Below are 16,495 nucleotides of genomic sequence, written 5' to 3'. Positions count from 1 at the left end.
TCCTTACGCAGCAACGGGAACGGAAGACTCGAGCGCGCGTTTGACGAACGTGCGCACGACGTGCCGCTTGTACTCCGCGCTGCCGCGATGGTCGGTCCTGGGCCTGGCGGCCTCGGCGGCGAGCCGCCCGGCCTCCTCGACGGTCGCCGCGTCGAGCTCGCAGCCGACGAGCACCCGCTCGGCCTCGACCGCCTTGATGTTGTTGGCGCCCACGCCGGTGAGCGCGATGCCGGCCCGGACGACCTTGCCGCCGGACGTCTCCACGGCCACCGCGACGCCGACCGTGGCGAAGTCGCCGACCCGGCGCTCCAGCTTGAGGTAGCGCCCGGACGGGGTGCCCTTCGGCGCCGGCACTCGCGCCTCGACCGCGAGCTCACCGGGCAGCAGCGCGGTCTGGAACGGGCCGGTGACGAAGTCCGCCATGGGGATCACCCGCCGGCCGGTGGCGCCGGCCGCGACGACCTCGCCGTCCAGCGCGAGCATCACCGATGCCCAGTCGCCCTGGGGGTCCGCGTGGCAGAGCGACCCGACGAGCGTGCCCCGGTTGCGCACGATCGGGTCGGCGATCAGCGGCGCGGCGCTGGCGACCAGTGGGCGCCGGTCGCCGAGCAGCACGGAGTACTCGAGGTCGACGTGGCGGCACAGGGCGCCGATGGCGAGCGTGCCGCCCGCCTCCTCCCGGTGGTAGTCGAGCACGGGGATGTTGTTGATGTCGACGAGCAGCTCGGGGTTGGCGAAGCGCAGCTTGACCATCGGGATCAGGCTCTGGCCCCCGGCCAGCACCTTCGCCCCGTCGCCGTAGGTCCGCAGCAGGTCGAGCGCCTCGTCCAGCGAACGCGGTGCCTCGTAACGGAACCGAGCGGGGTACATCGAGGCCCCTTACGTGGTGGGAGGTTCGGGGATCGCGACCGGCAGCGACTCGTCGGTCGGGTCCGGACGGGGTTCCTGGTGCGGCGGCCACGGTCCCTGCACGGGCTGGCCCGCGACCTTCAGCCAGTCGACGACCGCGGGAAAGGCCCAGATGGTGGGGCTCTTCCCGGTTCTGGGCGCGTGCTCGATGAGCTCGTACATGCGAGGGTTGCCAGCGTCGGTGCGAGGCTCCATATGGTGATCGTCGTGACCCGGGTCACCGCCAGCAAGCCGCGGGTAACCGAATGCTTAATCGCGCTGTTCCGCCTCCCCGGGATTTCTATGTGTTGGCCGCGTTCCGGCGGATGGTGCGGTTGGCCACGTACTTGTGGCTGGGTTGCGTCACGGTGCCCCTGAGGTTTCTGTTGGTCAGTGCGGGGCTGTCCGGACTGCTAGCTCCAGAGCGTCACGTACACCGGCGGACGGAACTTCGAGGGCGGCACGCCCGCGCCCGGCTCGCGCATCACCCGCAGCGCGGCGGCCGAGGACAGGTAGTGCCGGAACGTCTCGGCCGCGATCGACCGCCGCTCCGGCATGAGCGTGGTCAGGTACCAGGTGGCGTCGGCCGGGGTGGCCGCGGTGTTGACCACTCGCAGCTCGCCGCGGCGCAGCCGGGCGGTGACCAGGTGGGCGGGCGCGACCGAGACCCCGGCGCCGTCCGCGGCCGCGGCCCACGCCGCGGTGAGGCTCGCGAACACCCGGACCCGCGACTCGGCGACGTGCAGCCTGCGCAGCAGCCGGCCCGAGTCGCTCGCCGGGTCGGTGGCCGTCGAGTCGACGAGCCACGACCAGTGCGCGGGGCCGCCGGGCAGCGGCGCGGCGCCGGCGACCACGACGAGGTGGGTGCGGAACACCGGCTCGGAGATCAGCTCGCTGCCCCGCTCGGGGTCGGCGGTGTCGCCGACCGACCGGCCGAGGTTGGGGCCGAGCGCCACGTCGGCGAACCGGTTGGCGAGCAGCACCGGCATCTCGGCGGTGGCCGCCATGCCGACCGTGGTGTCGATCTTGCGGCCGGACCGCTCGGCGAACGCGTCGACCAGCGGCGTGGCGACGAACTCCATCACGGTGCCGGACGCGACGACGCGCAGCTGGCCGGGGGCGCCCTTGCCGGCCCGGACAGCGGCCTCGGCGTCCGCGCCGAGCGCCACCATCTGGGAGGCGATCGGCAGCAGCCGGGTGCCGGCCGCGGTGAGCCGCATCGTGGTGCCTGCCCGCACCACGAGCTGATCGGCGAACTGCTGGCGCAGGGCCGCGAGGGCCTGCGAGACGGCCGGTTCGCTCACGCCCAGCGCGGTGGCCGCGGCCTTCACCGACCCGAGCTTCGCGACCAGCACGAACGTGCTCAGCTGCGTGAGCGTCATGCACACATTGTGGCTGAGCTCACGATTAAGTGAATACTTAGCCCTGGATTGCCCGGTCACGACCGGCCGACCGACCATGCCGCACAGGGAGGGCCAATGCAGGTACCCGCCTCGTTCCAGTACCGGAAGGCGACCAGCGTGGAGCACGCGCTGGCGCTGCTCGCCGAGTACGGTCCGGAGTCCGCGGTGGTGGCGGGCGGGCACAGCCTGCTGCCGATGATGAAGCTGCGGCTCGCCCACCCCGAGGCCTTGATCGACATCAACGACCTCGGCGAGCTCGCGGGCATCCGGGTCGAGGACGGTGAGCTGGTCATCGGCGCGATGGCCCGGCACGCCGACCTGCTCCGCCACGCCGAGGCGGGTGAGCTCTTCCCGATCCTGCACGACGCCGAGCGGGTGATCGCCGACCCGATCGTGCGCAACCGCGGCACGGTCGGCGGGTCGCTGTGCCAGGCCGACCCGTCCGAGGACCTGTCCGCGGTGTTCGCCGCGCTCCGGGCGTCGCTCGTGGTGCACGGGTCGGACGGCCCGCGGACGGTTCCCGCCCGGGACTTCTTCGTCGGGCCCTACCAGACCGTGCTCGCCGGCGGGGAGCTGCTCGGCGAGATCCGGGTGCCGATCCGGGCGCGGGACACGAGTGGGTCCAGCGCGTACGTGAAGGTCGACCGGCGGGCGGGGGACTGGGCGGTGGCCGCGGCAGGAGCGGTCGTCTCGGTCGAGAACGGCATGGTCGCCGATGTCGGCATCGGGCTCACCGCGCTGGGTGCGGAGAGGTTCGTCGCCGCCGAGGCCGAGGACTTCCTCCGCGGCGGGCCGCCGACCGAGGCCGGGTTCGTCGAGGCCGGCCGGATCGCCGCCGAGCACTGCCGGCCCGCCGCCGACCAGCGCGGACCCGTCGACTACAAGCGGCATCTGGCCGGCGAGCTCGTCACCAGGGCGCTGAGGCATGCGGTCGGCCGCGCGGCCGGGCGGGTGAGGTGATGCAGATCGTGGTCACCGTCAACAACACCGAGTACGTGCGCGAGGTCGAGCCCCGGCTGCTGCTCGTCCACTTCCTGCGCGACGACCTCGAGCTGACCGGCACCCACTGGGGCTGCGACACCTCCAACTGCGGGGTGTGCGTGGTGCACCTGGACGGCGTGCCGGTGAAGTCGTGCACCGTGCTCGCGGTGATGGCCGACGGGCGCGAGGTCCGCACGGTCGAGGGACTTGCCCACGGCCCGGCGCTCGACCCGGTGCAGCGCGGGTTCGTCGAGTGCCACGGGCTGCAGTGCGGGTTCTGCACGCCGGGGATGATGATGACCGCGCGCTGGCTGCTGGACCAGGACCCCGATCCGTCCGAAGAGGACATTCGGGAGGCGCTGTCGGGGCAGCTGTGCCGGTGCACGGGGTATGAGAACATCGTCCGCTCGATCCGGTGGGCGGCCGAGCACGAGGCGGCGTCATGACGACGACCACCCCGCCGCCCATGGGCTTCGGCCGGATGCAGCGCAAGGAGGACGCGCGGTTCGTGCGCGGCCGGGGGACCTATGTGGACGATGTGCGGCTGCCGGGCATGCTGCACTCCGCGGTGCTGCGCAGCCCGTTGGCGCACGCGCGGATCGTCTCGATCGACACGTCCGCGGCCGAGGCGCACCCGAAGGTCCGCGCGGTGCTCACCGGCGCCGACCTGGCCGAGCGGGGGCTCGCGTGGATGCCGACGCTGTCCGCCGACCGGCAGGCGGTGCTCGCCACCGACAAGGTCCGGTTCCAGGGCCAGGAGGTGGCCTTCGTCGTCGCCGAGGACCGGTACTCCGCACGCGATGCGCTGGCGCTGATCGACGTCGAGTACGAGCCGCTGGACCCGGTCGTCGACGCGCGGACCGCGCTCGACGCGGACGCCCCGGTGATCCGGGACGACCTCGACGGCAAGCAGGACAACCACATCTTCGACTGGGAGGCCGGCGACCGAGCGGCCACCGACGCGGTGTTCGCGGCCGCGGACGTGGTGCTCGCCCAGGACGTGCTGTACCCGAGGGTGCACCCGGCGCCGCTGGAGACCTGCGGCGTGATCGCGGACCTCGACCCGGTGACCGGCAAGCTCACCATGTGGTCGACGACCCAGGCCCCGCACGCGCACCGCACGCTGCTCGCGATCGTGTCCGGGATCCCCGAGCACCGGATCCGGATCATCTCGCCGGACATCGGCGGCGGTTTCGGCAACAAGGTCGCGATCTACCCGGCGTACGTGTGCGCGGTGGTCGGCTCGATGGTCACCGGGGTGCCGGTGAAGTGGACCGAGGACCGCTCGGAGAACCTGATGACGACGGCGTTCGCCCGCGACTACCACATGCACGGCGAGATCGCGTCCACATCGGACGGTCGGGTCCTGGGTCTGCGGGTGCGGGTGCTGGCCGACCACGGGGCGTTCAACGGCACCGCCCAGCCGTCGAAGTATCCGGCGGGCTTCTTCCACATCGTCACCGGCTCCTACGACCTGTGGGCCGCGCACTGCGCGGTGACCGGCGTGTACACCAACAAGGCGCCGGGCGGGGTGGCCTACGCGTGCTCGTTCCGCATCGCCGAGGCGTCCTTCCTGGTCGAGCGGCTGGTGGACCTGCTCGCGCGCGAGCTGGGCCGCGACCCGGCCGAGCTGCGGCTGCAGAACCTGTTGCGGCCCGAGCAGTTCCCGTACGTCTGCTCGACGGGCTGGGAGTACGACTCGGGTGACTACCCGAAGGCGCTGCGGCTCGCGATGGAGATCGCCGGCTACGCCGAGCTCCGGGAGGAGCAGGCGCGGCGCCGGGAGCGCGGCGAGTACGTGGGGATCGGCCTGAGCTTCTTCACCGAGGCAGTGGGTGCCGGGCCGCGCAAGCACATGGACATCCTCGGGCTCGGCATGGCCGACGGCGCCGAGCTGCGGGTTCATCCGACCGGCAAGGCGGTGCTGCGGATCTCCGTGCAGTCGCAGGGGCAGGGGCACGAGACGACGTTCGCGCAGATCGTGGCGCACGAGCTCGGCATCAGCCCGGACGACGTGGACGTGGTGCACGGCGACACCGACCTGACGCCGTTCGGCCTGGGGACCTACGGTTCACGGTCGACCCCGGTGTCCGGCGCGGCGGCGTCGGTGGCCGCGCGGAAGGTGCGGGAGCGGGCGAGGCTGGTGGCGTCGGCGATGCTCGAGGTGAGCCCGGCGGACCTGGAGTGGTCGCCCGGCCGGTGGTCGGTGCGGGGCGACCCGATCGCCGGCGCGTCGCTGCAGGAGATCGCGATGGCCGCGCATTCCAGCCTGGACCTGCCCGACGGCGTCGAAGGGCACCTTGACGCGTCCTGTGTGTACAACCCGCCGAACCTGACGTTCCCGTTCGGGGCCTACATCTGCGTGGTCGAGGTGGATCCGGGCACGGGCAAGGTGCTGGTGCGCCGGTTCGTGGCGGTCGACGACTGCGGAGTGCGGATCAACCCGTCCATAGTGGAGGGTCAGGTGCACGGCGGCCTGGCCGACGGGGTCGGGATGGCGTTGATGGAGCTGATGGCGTTCGACACGGACGGCAACTGCCTCGGCGGGTCCTTCATGGACTACCTGCTGCCGACGGCGGTGGACTGCCCGTCGTGGGAGCTGGGTGAGACGGTCACGCCGTCGCCGCACCATCCGTTGGGGGCCAAGGGAGTCGGGGAGAGCGCGACGGTCGGCTCGCCGGCCGCGGTGGTGAACGCGGTGATGGACGCGCTGGCCCCGTTCGGGGTGCGGCACGCCGACATGCCGCTCACACCGGCCGCGGTGTGGCGCGCGATCCAGGGCCGGCCGCTGCGGGGCGACCTGGCGATCGAGTGACTCTGTTCGGAGGAGGTGGCCGGAATGTCCGTGCTGACGAGGGTCGACGCGCTGCGCTCGGGCCGGACGCCGTTCGTGCTGGCGACGGTCGTGCGGGCGGAGCGGCCGACGAGCGCCAAGCCGGGCGACCGGGCGCTGGTGTTGCCGGACGGGTCGATGGAGGGTTTCGTCGGTGGCACGTGTGCCGAGTCCACCGTGCGGCTGCAGGGTCTTCGGCTGCTGGCGACCGGCGAGTCGACGCTGCTGCGGATCACTCCGACGGCCGTGTCCGAGACGGTGGCCGAAGGGCTGGTGACGGTCGGGAACCCGTGCCTGTCCGGCGGTTCGCTGGACATCTTCCTGGAGGCGATGCTGCCGCCGATGCTGGTCCACGTGCACGGCGATGCACCCGTCGCCCGCGCGCTGGTCGAGATCGGCCGCGCGCTGGGCCACGACGTGCGCCGGCCCGTCCTCGGCGACCCGGCGCCCGACGACGCGCTGCCCGACGACCTGGGCGCGCTGATCGTCGCGTCGCACGGGCGGGACGAGGAACCGGTGCTGGTGGCGGCGTTGCGGGCGGGCGTGCCGTACGTCGGGCTGGTCGCGAGCCGGCGGCGGGGGCAGGCGGTGCTGGCGTCGCTGGAGGTCTCCGAGTCGGAGCGGGCTCGCGTGCACACCCCCGCCGGGCTGGACATCGGCGCGCGGACGCCGCCCGAGGTGGCCCTGTCGGTGTACGCGGAGCTGATCTCGTCCCGGGTCTGGGTGCCGGCACCCGGCGAGCCGGTCGTGCTGGCGGCCGAGGCGGTGGACCCGGTGTGCGGCATGACGGTCGCGGTCAGCGAGACCGCACTGTCCCTTGTGGACGAAGGAGTGACGGTGTACTTCTGCGGCCCCGGCTGCCGCGCCGCCTACGCCGACGCCCCCGAGCGCTACCGCCCCTGACCCCGCGAGTCCAACGCCCAGGACCCGCGAGTCCAACGCTCGGGACCCGCGAGTCGTGCGTTCAGGTCGGGACCCGACCGAGCCGGATCGGGCGAAGCGTGGTCTCCTCGACCGACCCGCCGCACTCCGCGCACACCGTCGCCGGATGCAGTTCGGCGCCGCACTCGTGCTCCCACACGGTCGGCGGCTCGCCCTCGGTGACATAGCGGTCGCCCCACTCCGTCAGGCCCATCAGCACCGGGCTCAGTGCCCGGCCGGACTCGGTCAGCACGTACTCGAACCGCGGCGGGCGCGTCGAGTACTGCTGGCGCGCGAGCACACCGGCGGCCACCAGGGTGCGCAGCCGCACGGCCAGGATGTCGCGGCTCGCGCCGGTGTTGTGCGCGAACCGGTCGAACCGGCGGACGCCGAACATCGCCTCGCGCAGTACGAGGAGGCTCCAGCGCTCGCCGACCACGGCCAGCGCGTTGGCGATCGAGCACTCGCGACCCGTCATGCCCGTCACGCTAGCCCGGGTTAGTCTTGAAATCCAACCTACTCGGTGAGATGGTTGGATTATCAAACCTGACATCGGAGGTGGGTGCCATGCGGGACGCCGTCATCGTCGACGCCGTGCGGACCCCGATCGGCAAGGGCAAGCCGGACATCGCCGCGCGCTACCCGGACGGGCTGGTGCCGCAGGGGATCAGCGCGGAGCTCAGCGCGGCGAAGTGGGGATCAGCCGGGCGGCGATGGACGAGCTCGCGGCCGAGTCGCGCCACCGCGCCGCCGCCGCGCACGCGGACGGCCGGTTCGCCGGCCACCTGGTGCCGGCCACCTGGTGCCGGTCGGCGACGTCTCGACGGACGAGTCCGTGCGGCCATCGACGACGCCCGAGATCCTGGCCGGGCTCCGGCCGGCGTTCACCGATCCCGCGATGGCGCAACGGTTCCCGCAGATCGACTGGTCGGTGACGGCCGGCAGCTCGAGCCCGATCAACAATCGCCGACGGTCCAACAGGTTCGCGACCACGCCATGGCCTCGCCCGCACAGTGATCAACTCACGTGAGGACGAGGTAACCAGGGCATTCTTGCCATCCCGCGACTCGGTGCTGAACGTCGCGGAAAGTGTCGGTCAACGTGCCGGGTTCGGCCGCATCGACAGGGATGCCAGCAGGTTCCGGCCCTGCTCGGCGTTGCGCGGCTTGCTGAGGACGTCGTAGCGCCGAGCCACGAGTTGGCTGTGCGAGACGAAGTCGCGCTGCCCACGGGTGGCGCCGTAGCGCACCGCGGCCGACGCGAGGCCGAACACGACCCCGGAGCCCAGCCCGATGAGGATCGGGAACAGGCCGGCGCCGGGCGTGAACAGGCTCAACAGCAGCCCGACGAACAGACCCAGCCACGCGCCGGACGCGGCACCCGCGCCGAGCACGCGGCCCCAGGTCAACCGGGCCGCGACTCGTTCGACGACCATCGGCTCGACACCGACGATCGTGACGTCGTGCACGGGGAACTCGCTGTCGGCCAGGTGGTCGACGGCCCGCTGGGCCTCCTTGTACGTGTCGTAGGAGCCGATCGGCCAGCCGTCGGGCAGGGTCGGCAGGTTGGTGGTCGACGGGTTCGTCGCGAACGCTGCCGTCATCAAGGTCACCTCCAGGTGAAGTGGTGCTACCCGGATCAACGCGGCGGGAAACCGCGCTGTGCCCGTTACGACCGGGTTCACAGGGACTTCTCAGGGGCCTCTCAGGGGCGGGGTCCGATCTCCTTGCCGCCGTCGGTGACCGTGATCGCCACGGTCGGGCAGGAGTCGGCCGCGTCCAGGGCCAGCTCGTCGGGCTCGATGTCCGGTGCCAGGGGGCGCGCGTGGTCGTCGTCCAGCGTGAAGAGCTCCGGGGCCAGCCCTGCGCACATGCCCGATGCCATGCACGTCTGCTCGTCCACCTCGAGATGCCAGGTCATGCGTTCACCATCCCACCGGCATCGTGACCGCGCCACGCACCAGCATCTCCGACTTCCACTCGACGTCGCCGGCCAGGTGCAGCCCAGGCAGCCGCGTGAAGAGCACCCGCAGCGCCTCCTGCAGCTCCATCCGGGCGAGCGCCGCGCCGAGGCAGTGGTGCACCCCGTGGCCGAAGCCGAGGTGCTGGGCGGCCGGCCGGTCGACGCGCAGCTCGTCGGCGTCGTCGAAGCGCAGCGCGTCCCTGTTGGCCGCCCCGATCGCGACGATCACGGGCTCGCCCGCCCGCACCAGCACGTCGCCGACGAGCACGTCCTCGGTGGCGTAGCGGGGAAAGCCTGCCCCGGCGCCCAGCGGCACGAACCGCATCAGCTCCTCCACCGCGCCGGCCAGCAGCGACGGGTCCTCGCGCAGCCGGGCGAGCCGGCGGGGGTGGTCCAGGAGGGTGAGCACGAAGTTGGGGATCTGGCTGGCGGTCGTCTCGTGCCCGGCCACCAGGATGCCCGCGCACAGGTCGACCAGCTCCAGCTCGCTGAGCCGGTCGCGCTCGTCGCGCGCCTCGATCAGCGCGGTCATCAGGTCGTCGGCGGGCTCGGCGCGGTGCCGGGCGATGAGCCCGGACATGTAGGCCCGCATCTCCTCCCGGCTCGCCGCGAACTGCTCGGCGGTGAGCCGGCTGGTGGACAGCGCGTCGTCGCTCCAGACACGGAACCGGCCGCGGTCCTCGACCGGCACGCCCAGCAGCTCACAGATCACCGCGACCGGCAGCGGCAGCGCGAACGCGTCGACGAGGTCGACGGGAGGACCGGCGGCGACCATGTCGTCGACCAGCCCCTCGGCCATGTCCCGCCCGCGGGGTCGCAGCTCCTCGACCCGGCGCACGGTGAACGCCTTGGCCACCAGCGTGCGCAGCCGGGTGTGCTCGGGCGGGTCCATCGAGAGGATGCCGGAGTCGAGCTGGCCGTCGCGCATGCGCGGCGCGTCGTGCGTGCGCGCCTCGGCGCGGCTGAACCGGTTGTCGCCGAGGACGAGCCGCGCGTCGGCGTAGCGGGTGGCGAGCCAGGCCGGCTCGCCGTGCGGCAGCTGGACGCGGATCATGCCCGGTTCCCGCTGCGCGGCACGGTAGGCGTCGTGCAGGCCGAGGCTGCCGGGCTCGTTGAACGGATAGGTGACCGGTGTCGGATACGTGGCGGTCATCGGCGTCTCCCCAGAGTCGTGGTCCCTCCGAACCCACGCTAGGAAGCGTCACCCAACGCGTCAAGGCGATGACCGTGGGTGCGCCTGCCTGGCAGGTGCCTACGCTCTCGGCACCTGGACATTCCTCGTTGGGAGCGTCGATGGACGAGCTGACCGGCACCGACTCCGGAGCGGCGACGCGCACTCGATCCTCGACGCCATCGCGAACGCCGACGAGCGGGGGTTGCTCGGCCTGATGCGGGCGTTCCACCGGCTCGTCGAGGAGGTGTGGAGCTCCGCGCTGCCGGTGGTCGCCGCGGTGTCCGGGGTGGCCTACGGCGGCGGGTTCAACCTCGCGCTCGCCACCGAGCCGCCACCAGGCTCGCCGACGGCCCGCGCCTGGCCACGTCGCTGACCAAGAAGCTGGTCAACGCCAGCACGACCGGCGACCTGCACTCCTCGCTGGAGCTGGCGGCGGTCACCCAGGCGCTGGCCCTGAACGGCAAGGACGCCCGCGAGGGATTCGAGAGGTTCCTGCGCAGGTCCGAGTGATCGCCCGTAACCTCGGCCGGGTGAGAGTTGCCGTACTAGATGACTACCAGCACGTCGCACTGTCCTATTCGTACTGGTCGGAGCTGCCGGCCGACATCGTGGTGGAGCCGATCCACGAGCACGTCGCCGACGTCGGCGAGCTGGCCGCCCGGCTCGCGCCGTACGACGTCGTGGTGGCGACGCGCGAGCGCACCGCGCTGCCGCGGGAGCTGCTCGAGCGGCTGCCGAACCTCAGGCTGATCGTCACCGCCGGCATGGCCAACGCGTCGATCGACACGGCCGCGGCGGCCGAGCGCGGCGTCACCGTGTGCGGCACGGCCTCGGTCGGCACCTCGACCGTCGAGCTGACCTGGGCCCTGGTTCTCGCGGTGCTGCGCGGGATCCCGTCCGCCGAGGCGACGCTGCGCCGGGGCGAGTGGCAGGCCGGGTCGCTGCCGGGCGGCGACCTCGCCGGCGCCACCCTGGGCGTGCTCGGGCTCGGCCGGATCGGGGCCCGGGTGGCCGCGGTCGGGCAGGCGTTCGGCATGCGCGTGGTGGCGTGGAGCCAGAACCTCACCGCCGAGCGGGCGGCCGAGGTCGGGGTCGACCTGGCCTCCTCGAAGGAGGAGCTGCTGGCCTCGGCCGACGTGGTGACACTGCACCTGCGGCTGAGCAACCGCACCCGCGGCCTCCTCGGCGCGCCGGAGCTGGCGCTGATGAAGCCCACCGCGTACCTGGTCAACACCTCGCGCGGGCCGCTCATCGACGAGCGGGCGCTGATCGACGCGATGACCCACGGACGGCTCGCCGGGCTGGGGCTGGACGTGTACGGCAGCGAGCCGCTGCCGGCCGGTCACCCGCTGATCGACCTGCCGAACACCGTGCTCACGCCGCATCTCGGGTACGTGTCGCGGAGGACGTTCGACGTGTTCTTCCGGGACATGGTGGCCGACATCGCCGCCTTCCACGCCGGCGCGCCGGTCCGGGTCATCTCCTGAGCCGGCCCAGCGGGAGCCCGGCGAGGGTCCGCCACGAGCCGGCGGCGTCGGTGCCGGCGATTGGTACAGCGGCGGGTCGAACGACGCGGTGTCGTACCCGGAACGCGTGCGGGTAACGCGAACCCGCGTCGTGTCACCGGATCCCGTAACCCGCTCGTCAGCCCCGGTGCCCGTGCCGACGGGGTGTCAGTCGGACGTTCGGCAGCTCAGGGGCGGGAATTCGCGCGCCGCCGTGCCCGGCTACCCGGCCGAACCTGGTCTGGCCCTCGGTCTCCCAGTCCGCGCGCGCGGCGGCGATCTCGTCGTGGCTGCGGCCCACGAAGTTCCACCACATGACCAGCTCGTCCGGGAACGGCTCGCCGCCGAGCAGCACCGCGCGCACCGCCGTGCCGTTGGTGGACAGGGTGAGCTCCGCGCGCCCGGTGCCGAGGTAGAGCAGCCGGCCGGCGGGCACCGCGACGCCGGAGACCATCAGCGTGCCGTCGACGGCCAGCAGCGCGTGCTCGAAGTCGGGGCGCAGCGGGACAGTGGTGCCGGCGTGCGCGGCCACCTGGAGGTCGGCGCCGACCAGCGGGGTGTGCACGGTGGCCGGCGACACCGCGTCGCCGAAGGTGCCGACGAACACCGTGGCCGTCACCCCGCCGTGGGCGTACACCGGGAGGTCGAGGTGCTGCTCGAAGTCGGGCGCCATGCCGGCCTTCTCCGTGGGCAGCGCCACCCAGAGCTGCAGCCCGTGCAGGACCGAGCCCGCGGTCGGGTCGGGGTCGGCGGAGATCTCGGAGTGTGCGACGCCGCGGCCGCCGGTCATCAGGTTGAGCTGACCCGGCCGGACGAGCACGTCGCTGCCCACGCTGTCCCGGTGGTGGATCTGCCCCGCGAGCGGCCAGGTGACCGTCTGCAACCCGGTGTGCGGGTGGGGGAGCACGCTCATCCGCGTCCGGTTGGGCCCGAACAGGTCCAGGAAACACCACGCGCCCACGGTCGGCAGCGTGCGCTGCGGCAGCACCCGGTCGACGCGCATCCCCCGCAGGCCGCCGAGCGGCACGTCTCGCGGCGCGAACAGCAGCGCGACCGCGTGGTCGTCCGCCGCGGTCTTGCAGACGAGCACATCAGGATGCGTGTCGAGATTGCTCAAGACCGACCGCCCTCCGGGGGCGCCTCGATGTGTCCCTTGTACGTGTCGAGGTTCTTGCGCAGGTAGGCGGCGATGAACGGGCACAGCGGCACGATGACCTTCTCCCGCGCCACCGCGTCGTCGAGGGCGCCCCCGGCCAGCACCTTGCCCAGACCCCTGCCGGCGAACGCCTCGTCGACCTCGCTGTGCGTGAACACGACCCGGTTGCCGCTGTCGTGATACTGGGCGAACCCGGCGAGCTTGTCGCCGACGTACAGCTCGTACCGGTACTTGTCGGCGTTCAGCTCGACTCGGGCGTCTGCTGAGTCCTGCGCCATGGCACCTCTTCTCGTGGGCTCTACCGTGATCGTCCCAGAGTTTCGTCAGATGCGCGCAGCCGCTCGTCCAGCGCGGCGCGGTCGGCGAGGAACCAGATGTCGGTGCCCTTGTTGATCTCGTGCACGAACGCCCGGAACGACTCGCTGGCCAGGTGCGCGGTGATGTCGCCCAGCACGACCAGCCGAACCTGGTAGATCTGGAACTTGCGCACGACCTCGCCGGCGATCCGGGTGCCGAGCGTGAAGAACCGCTCGTCCACCTGCTCCACCGGCACGACGACGACCGACGCGTCCGCACCGTACGCGGCGCCGATCAGCTCGACCGCGTCGTTCTCGTCACCCAACGTCGGCGTGTCCGGTTCGACGGTCAGCACCCGCACGCCGTGCGCCTCCGAGACCGTGTTCATGCGGGCAGTGTGTCCGGCTCGCCCGGCCGGCGCCACAACTATTCGCGAGCCGCGTTCCGTCAGGGCCGGCTCGAGCGGAGCTGGGCCACCCGGACGTCCAGGTTGCGGAAGTGTGCCACCATCGCCTTCTCTGCCCGGTCGACGTCCTGCTTCCGTAGCGCGGTGACGATCGCGCGGTGGCGGCGGACCGTCTGGGCCGGGTTCGGGTCCGTGCCGCCCAGGCGGTGGCTCACCCGGTGGAAGACGTCCCAGAAGGCGCGGAGCAGCTGGGTCACCAGCGCGTTGTCCAGCGAGCGGTACAGCAGCTCGTGGAACTCGCGGTCCTCCTCGGCGAAGGTGTCGCCGGACTTCGCGCGCTCGTTCATGCGGCGGCACACCTCCTCCAGCGCGTCGAGGTCGGCGGCCGGGACCACCGCCGCCACGCGGCGGATCAGCGCGCCCTCCAGGGCTTCGCGCACCTCGAGGATCTCGTCCAGCGAGCGCAGGTCGTGGCCGATGTCGTGCAGTGCCCGGAAGGTGAGGCCGTCGGCCAGGGGGTCCAGGGACAGGCGGCCGACATAGGTCCCGTAGCCGTGCCGGATCTCCACGATGTCCAGGGCCTGCAGTGCCTTCAGCGCCTCGCGCACGGAGTTGCGGCTCACCCCGAGCGCCTCGGCCAGCTCGGTCTCCGTCGGCAGCGGGTCGCCCGTCGTGAGGCCGCGGCTGAGGATCAGGCTGGTGATCTCGTCCCGGATGGCCCGGCCCATCCGGGTGGCCAGCCGGGCCGGGGTGTGCGCATCCGTCACGAGGACCTCCCACGTCCGACGGCCAACACCAGAGCAACCCGGCACCGTACGGCCGACCCTTGCGGACCGGGCTCGGTCACGCGTACGGTCCGCAGTCATCCTACGTCCCATGTCCGATGTTGGTACCGGAGACGCCACCGAGAGGTGCATGCGGGGGATGACGTCGATCATCCGAACGAGACTCGGCGGGTTCGCGTTCGGCGCCGACTACAACCCGGAGCAGTGACCGTGCGCGGGCCGGCCGGAGCGCGCGACGCGCTCACCGGGGACCGGCTCGCCGAGCATGTGCCGCTCGCCACGCGTGGCGTATTGGTGGCCCGGCTCAGCCCGGCACCGTGACGACCGGACCCAGCGGGCCCGGGAGTCCCGAGAGCGCCCGTACCCGCTGGGGTGGGAAGTCGGTCCACCGGGCGGCGGGGTCGCGGCCGCCGTGCAGGTGGCGGTCGAGGAACTGCTGCCAGCGGCGCAGCGCGTCGACGGCGGTGGGGATGTCGAGCCGGTCGTCCTCGACGGCGTCGGCGAACTCGTGGAGGTCGAGGAGCCGCTGGTGGCGGCCGTCGGTGGGGACCATGACGTCGATGTAGAGATCCCGGAGGACGACGCGGTCCTGCTCCTGGGTGACGTGGATCAGGTCGACGTACCACGTGGCCGGCTCGTCGAGGCCGGCGTCGATGCCGGCGATCTCGCCGCCGTCCGGCGCGCGCATCCGCCGCCAGCACGGGCGGGCCATGCTCACCCCGAGGTCGAGCAGCACGAACACCCGCTCGAGGAGCGTGCGGCCGGGCCACGGCTCGAACCGGTCGGGCAGCTGGAACTCGTAGGCGAGTGTGTCGCCGAGGCGTACACCGGGCAGCGGCCCGAACGGCGGCACCGGGTCCCCGTGGGCGCCCCGCCAGACCTCGACGTGCTTCATGGCCCATTCCTACACCGGTCAGCCGCCCGCGAGCACCGCCGACCGACGTGCCACGTGGCCGAGTCGGCGTGCCACGTCGGTGAGTCGACTCGCCGCGTCGGTGAGTCGGCGTGCCACGTTGGTGAGTCGGCGTGCCACGTCGATGAGTCGACTCGCCGCGGCGTAGCGTGGCCGGTCGCATGGGCGCCGCAACCGGTCGACATGGCTGCCTGGTCGGTCGACATGGCGACGTGAGGGGTCGACATGGCGACGTGAGGGGTCGACACGGCGACGGTGGGGGGGCGACACGTCTGCCTGGTGGGTCGGGTCGGCGGGGTGAGGGCGGGTCGGGGCTAGTTTGTGCGGGCCGTGACGCGCAGCCACCACAGGCCGAGCAGCGGCAGCACGGCCGGCACGTAGCCGTAGCCCTGACCGTAGTCCGACCACACGGTGGCGTCCGGAAACGCTTGCGGGTCAACGAGACTGAGTGTGCCGACGGTGAGCACGCCGACCAGCTCGACCACGATCGACACCGTGGCCACCCGTCGCGAGGTGCGGTTGCCGCGGGCCAGGCTCACGGTCGCGACGATGTAGACCACCGCGGCGAACGCGGACAGCAGGTAGGCGAGCGGCGCCTCGTCGAAGCGGGTGCCGATCTGCACGGCCGACCGCGCCGTCGCGGCGAGCGCGAACACGGCGTAGACGGTGATCAGGATCCGCCCGGGGCCGGACCGGGTGCGGGTGGCGAGGTCAGCCATGCGCGTCCCACACCTGGCCCAGCCGCAGGATCATCACCGGAATCGTGAGGCAGCCGATCACCAGCACGCCCGGGCCCCAGCGGGTCCGCTCGGCGAGCGACCAGAGCGCGGCGAGCGGGACCACCAGCAGCGGCCCGATGAGGTAGCCGACGAACGCGAACTCCGCCACCTCGCGTTCGGTGGTGAACAGCTGGACGAGCCCGACGCTCGCCTGCCCGAGCAGGCCGAGCTCGAGCAGCGCCATGACGCCGAGCAGCCCCACCCCGTGCCAGCGGTCGGGCCGCACCGGCGTGCCGGCGATCATCAGCACGACGGCCCACAGCGCGGCGCCGAGCGCGACGAAGGTGAGCGTCGTCGAGAGGGCACTGATCACGCGCCGATCCTAGTGTCGTGAGTTCGAGGTTGTTTGATGTTTGCCGGGGATCCAGATCGTTCCTGGCGAGGCGGAGGGAATCCCTCATACCGGGTCGTATTCGGTTTTCCCGACAACGCGGCCAGGGGCGATCTGGGCCCCGGCAAACGCAAACGTTCCTCGGACTCACGACACTAGGT

At 72.3% G+C, this 16,495-nt stretch carries 21 protein-coding genes; 6 read left to right on the top strand and 15 right to left on the bottom strand.

The annotated features are described in order from the left end of the window. Positions 1–3: 3 nt before the first annotated feature. The 3 genes from GEV28_RS19860 to GEV28_RS19850 all read right to left on the bottom strand — a co-directional run bounded on the left by GEV28_RS19860 (position 4) and on the right by GEV28_RS19850 (position 2,270). Positions 4–870, bottom strand: coding sequence for a xanthine dehydrogenase family protein subunit M (locus GEV28_RS19860; protein ID WP_291413593.1), 867 nt, complete (start codon positions 868–870; stop codon positions 4–6). 9 nt (positions 871–879) lie between these two features. Continuing rightward, positions 880–1,071 (bottom strand): hypothetical protein, encoded by a 192-nt coding sequence (locus GEV28_RS19855; protein ID WP_291413592.1) that lies wholly within the window; start codon positions 1,069–1,071, stop codon positions 880–882. Positions 1,072–1,301: 230 nt separating this feature from the next. After that, a complete protein-coding gene (locus GEV28_RS19850) occupies positions 1,302–2,270 on the bottom strand; it encodes a LysR family transcriptional regulator (protein WP_291413591.1) in 969 nt (322 codons plus the stop codon). Between the two features lie 96 nt (positions 2,271–2,366). Between GEV28_RS19850 and GEV28_RS19845 the strand changes: the two genes are divergently transcribed. The 4 genes from GEV28_RS19845 to GEV28_RS19830 are packed head-to-tail and all read left to right on the top strand — an operon-like array spanning position 2,367 to position 7,008. Next, the gene (locus tag GEV28_RS19845; protein ID WP_291413590.1) at positions 2,367–3,251 is read left to right on the top strand and encodes a xanthine dehydrogenase family protein subunit M; all 885 of its coding nucleotides are present in this window, start codon (positions 2,367–2,369) and stop codon (positions 3,249–3,251) included. Then, positions 3,251–3,718, top strand: coding sequence for a (2Fe-2S)-binding protein (locus GEV28_RS19840; RefSeq protein WP_291413589.1), 468 nt, complete (start codon positions 3,251–3,253; stop codon positions 3,716–3,718). The genes GEV28_RS19845 and GEV28_RS19840 overlap by 1 nt, the downstream gene beginning before the upstream one ends. Further along, a complete protein-coding gene (locus GEV28_RS19835) occupies positions 3,715–6,087 on the top strand; it encodes an aerobic carbon-monoxide dehydrogenase large subunit (protein ID WP_291413588.1) in 2,373 nt (790 codons plus the stop codon). Before GEV28_RS19840 ends, GEV28_RS19835 begins: the two co-directional genes overlap by 4 nt. Positions 6,088–6,111: 24 nt before the next feature. After that, the gene (locus GEV28_RS19830; protein ID WP_291413587.1) at positions 6,112–7,008 is read left to right on the top strand and encodes an XdhC family protein; all 897 of its coding nucleotides are present in this window, start codon (positions 6,112–6,114) and stop codon (positions 7,006–7,008) included. A 61-nt stretch (positions 7,009–7,069) separates the two neighbouring features. On the opposite strand, the gene GEV28_RS19825 is transcribed toward GEV28_RS19830, so the two are convergent. From GEV28_RS19825 to GEV28_RS19805, 5 genes are all read right to left on the bottom strand, one after another. Beyond that, positions 7,070–7,504: a helix-turn-helix domain-containing protein gene (locus tag GEV28_RS19825; protein WP_291413586.1), complete on the bottom strand. Its 435-nt coding sequence runs from the start codon at positions 7,502–7,504 to the stop codon at positions 7,070–7,072. A 160-nt stretch (positions 7,505–7,664) separates the two neighbouring features. Then, a complete protein-coding gene (locus GEV28_RS19820; protein WP_291413585.1) occupies positions 7,665–7,811 on the bottom strand; it encodes a hypothetical protein in 147 nt (48 codons plus the stop codon). A 311-nt stretch (positions 7,812–8,122) separates the two neighbouring features. Then, entirely contained in the window at positions 8,123–8,629 is a 507-nt protein-coding gene (locus GEV28_RS19815) for a general stress protein (RefSeq protein WP_291413584.1), read from the bottom strand. Positions 8,630–8,730: 101 nt separating this feature from the next. Beyond that, positions 8,731–8,946, bottom strand: coding sequence for a ferredoxin (locus tag GEV28_RS19810; RefSeq protein ID WP_291413583.1), 216 nt, complete (start codon positions 8,944–8,946; stop codon positions 8,731–8,733). 4 nt (positions 8,947–8,950) lie between these two features. Further along, positions 8,951–10,141, bottom strand: a complete 1,191-nt coding sequence (locus GEV28_RS19805; protein ID WP_291413582.1) for a cytochrome P450 — start codon at positions 10,139–10,141, stop codon at positions 8,951–8,953. A gap of 223 nt (positions 10,142–10,364) precedes the next feature. Between GEV28_RS19805 and GEV28_RS19800 the strand changes: the two genes are divergently transcribed. Both GEV28_RS19800 and GEV28_RS19795 read left to right on the top strand, forming a co-directional pair. Further along, a complete protein-coding gene (locus GEV28_RS19800; RefSeq protein WP_291413581.1) occupies positions 10,365–10,535 on the top strand; it encodes an enoyl-CoA hydratase-related protein in 171 nt (56 codons plus the stop codon). A gap of 157 nt (positions 10,536–10,692) precedes the next feature. Continuing rightward, entirely contained in the window at positions 10,693–11,649 is a 957-nt protein-coding gene (locus GEV28_RS19795) for a D-2-hydroxyacid dehydrogenase family protein (protein ID WP_291413580.1), read from the top strand. A gap of 157 nt (positions 11,650–11,806) precedes the next feature. Here the strand turns inward: GEV28_RS19795 and GEV28_RS19790 are convergent, their stop codons facing one another. The 7 genes from GEV28_RS19790 to GEV28_RS19760 form a co-directional block, all read right to left on the bottom strand. Further along, entirely contained in the window at positions 11,807–12,784 is a 978-nt protein-coding gene (locus GEV28_RS19790) for a pirin family protein (RefSeq protein ID WP_291413579.1), read from the bottom strand. Then, complete coding sequence (locus GEV28_RS19785; RefSeq protein ID WP_291413578.1) at positions 12,781–13,101, bottom strand: GNAT family N-acetyltransferase; 321 nt, start codon at positions 13,099–13,101, stop codon at positions 12,781–12,783. Before GEV28_RS19785 ends, GEV28_RS19790 begins: the two co-directional genes overlap by 4 nt. A gap of 20 nt (positions 13,102–13,121) precedes the next feature. Beyond that, positions 13,122–13,508: a DUF4180 domain-containing protein gene (locus tag GEV28_RS19780; RefSeq protein WP_291413577.1), complete on the bottom strand. Its 387-nt coding sequence runs from the start codon at positions 13,506–13,508 to the stop codon at positions 13,122–13,124. Positions 13,509–13,567: 59 nt separating this feature from the next. Further along, positions 13,568–14,293: a FadR/GntR family transcriptional regulator gene (locus GEV28_RS19775; protein ID WP_291413576.1), complete on the bottom strand. Its 726-nt coding sequence runs from the start codon at positions 14,291–14,293 to the stop codon at positions 13,568–13,570. A gap of 322 nt (positions 14,294–14,615) precedes the next feature. Beyond that, positions 14,616–15,206: a DUF402 domain-containing protein gene (locus GEV28_RS19770; RefSeq protein WP_291413575.1), complete on the bottom strand. Its 591-nt coding sequence runs from the start codon at positions 15,204–15,206 to the stop codon at positions 14,616–14,618. A 332-nt stretch (positions 15,207–15,538) separates the two neighbouring features. Then, positions 15,539–15,943: a hypothetical protein gene (locus GEV28_RS19765; protein ID WP_291413574.1), complete on the bottom strand. Its 405-nt coding sequence runs from the start codon at positions 15,941–15,943 to the stop codon at positions 15,539–15,541. Beyond that, positions 15,936–16,316, bottom strand: coding sequence for a hypothetical protein (locus GEV28_RS19760; RefSeq protein ID WP_291413573.1), 381 nt, complete (start codon positions 16,314–16,316; stop codon positions 15,936–15,938). The genes GEV28_RS19765 and GEV28_RS19760 overlap by 8 nt, the downstream gene beginning before the upstream one ends. Between the last annotated feature and the right edge of the window lie 179 nt (positions 16,317–16,495).

Source organism: Actinophytocola sp. (assembly GCF_009379765.1).
In the GTDB taxonomy this organism is placed as follows: Bacteria; Actinomycetota; Actinomycetes; order Mycobacteriales; family Pseudonocardiaceae; genus Actinophytocola.
This window is presented reverse-complemented; position numbering and strand designations above follow the sequence as displayed.

Bases quoted from the DNA above. Each gene is read 5' to 3' on its own strand.
- GEV28_RS19815 (WP_291413584.1), bottom strand. From the start codon at position 8,629: ATGACGGCAGCGTTCGCGACGAACCCGTCGACCACCAACCTGCCGACC.
- GEV28_RS19845 (WP_291413590.1), top strand. From the start codon at position 2,367: ATGCAGGTACCCGCCTCGTTCCAGTACCGGAAGGCGACCAGCGTGGAG.
- GEV28_RS19780 (WP_291413577.1), bottom strand. From the start codon at position 13,508: ATGAACACGGTCTCGGAGGCGCACGGCGTGCGGGTGCTGACCGTCGAA.
- GEV28_RS19805 (WP_291413582.1), bottom strand. From the start codon at position 10,141: ATGACCGCCACGTATCCGACACCGGTCACCTATCCGTTCAACGAGCCC.
- GEV28_RS19835 (WP_291413588.1), top strand. From the start codon at position 3,715: ATGACGACGACCACCCCGCCGCCCATGGGCTTCGGCCGGATGCAGCGC.
- GEV28_RS19765 (WP_291413574.1), bottom strand. From the start codon at position 15,943: ATGGCTGACCTCGCCACCCGCACCCGGTCCGGCCCCGGGCGGATCCTG.
- GEV28_RS19855 (WP_291413592.1), bottom strand. From the start codon at position 1,071: ATGTACGAGCTCATCGAGCACGCGCCCAGAACCGGGAAGAGCCCCACC.
- GEV28_RS19850 (WP_291413591.1), bottom strand. From the start codon at position 2,270: ATGACGCTCACGCAGCTGAGCACGTTCGTGCTGGTCGCGAAGCTCGGG.
- GEV28_RS19830 (WP_291413587.1), top strand. From the start codon at position 6,112: ATGTCCGTGCTGACGAGGGTCGACGCGCTGCGCTCGGGCCGGACGCCG.
- GEV28_RS19785 (WP_291413578.1), bottom strand. From the start codon at position 13,101: ATGGCGCAGGACTCAGCAGACGCCCGAGTCGAGCTGAACGCCGACAAG.
- GEV28_RS19825 (WP_291413586.1), bottom strand. From the start codon at position 7,504: ATGACGGGTCGCGAGTGCTCGATCGCCAACGCGCTGGCCGTGGTCGGC.
- GEV28_RS19860 (WP_291413593.1), bottom strand. From the start codon at position 870: ATGTACCCCGCTCGGTTCCGTTACGAGGCACCGCGTTCGCTGGACGAG.
- GEV28_RS19770 (WP_291413575.1), bottom strand. From the start codon at position 15,206: ATGAAGCACGTCGAGGTCTGGCGGGGCGCCCACGGGGACCCGGTGCCG.
- GEV28_RS19840 (WP_291413589.1), top strand. From the start codon at position 3,251: ATGCAGATCGTGGTCACCGTCAACAACACCGAGTACGTGCGCGAGGTC.
- GEV28_RS19810 (WP_291413583.1), bottom strand. From the start codon at position 8,946: ATGACCTGGCATCTCGAGGTGGACGAGCAGACGTGCATGGCATCGGGC.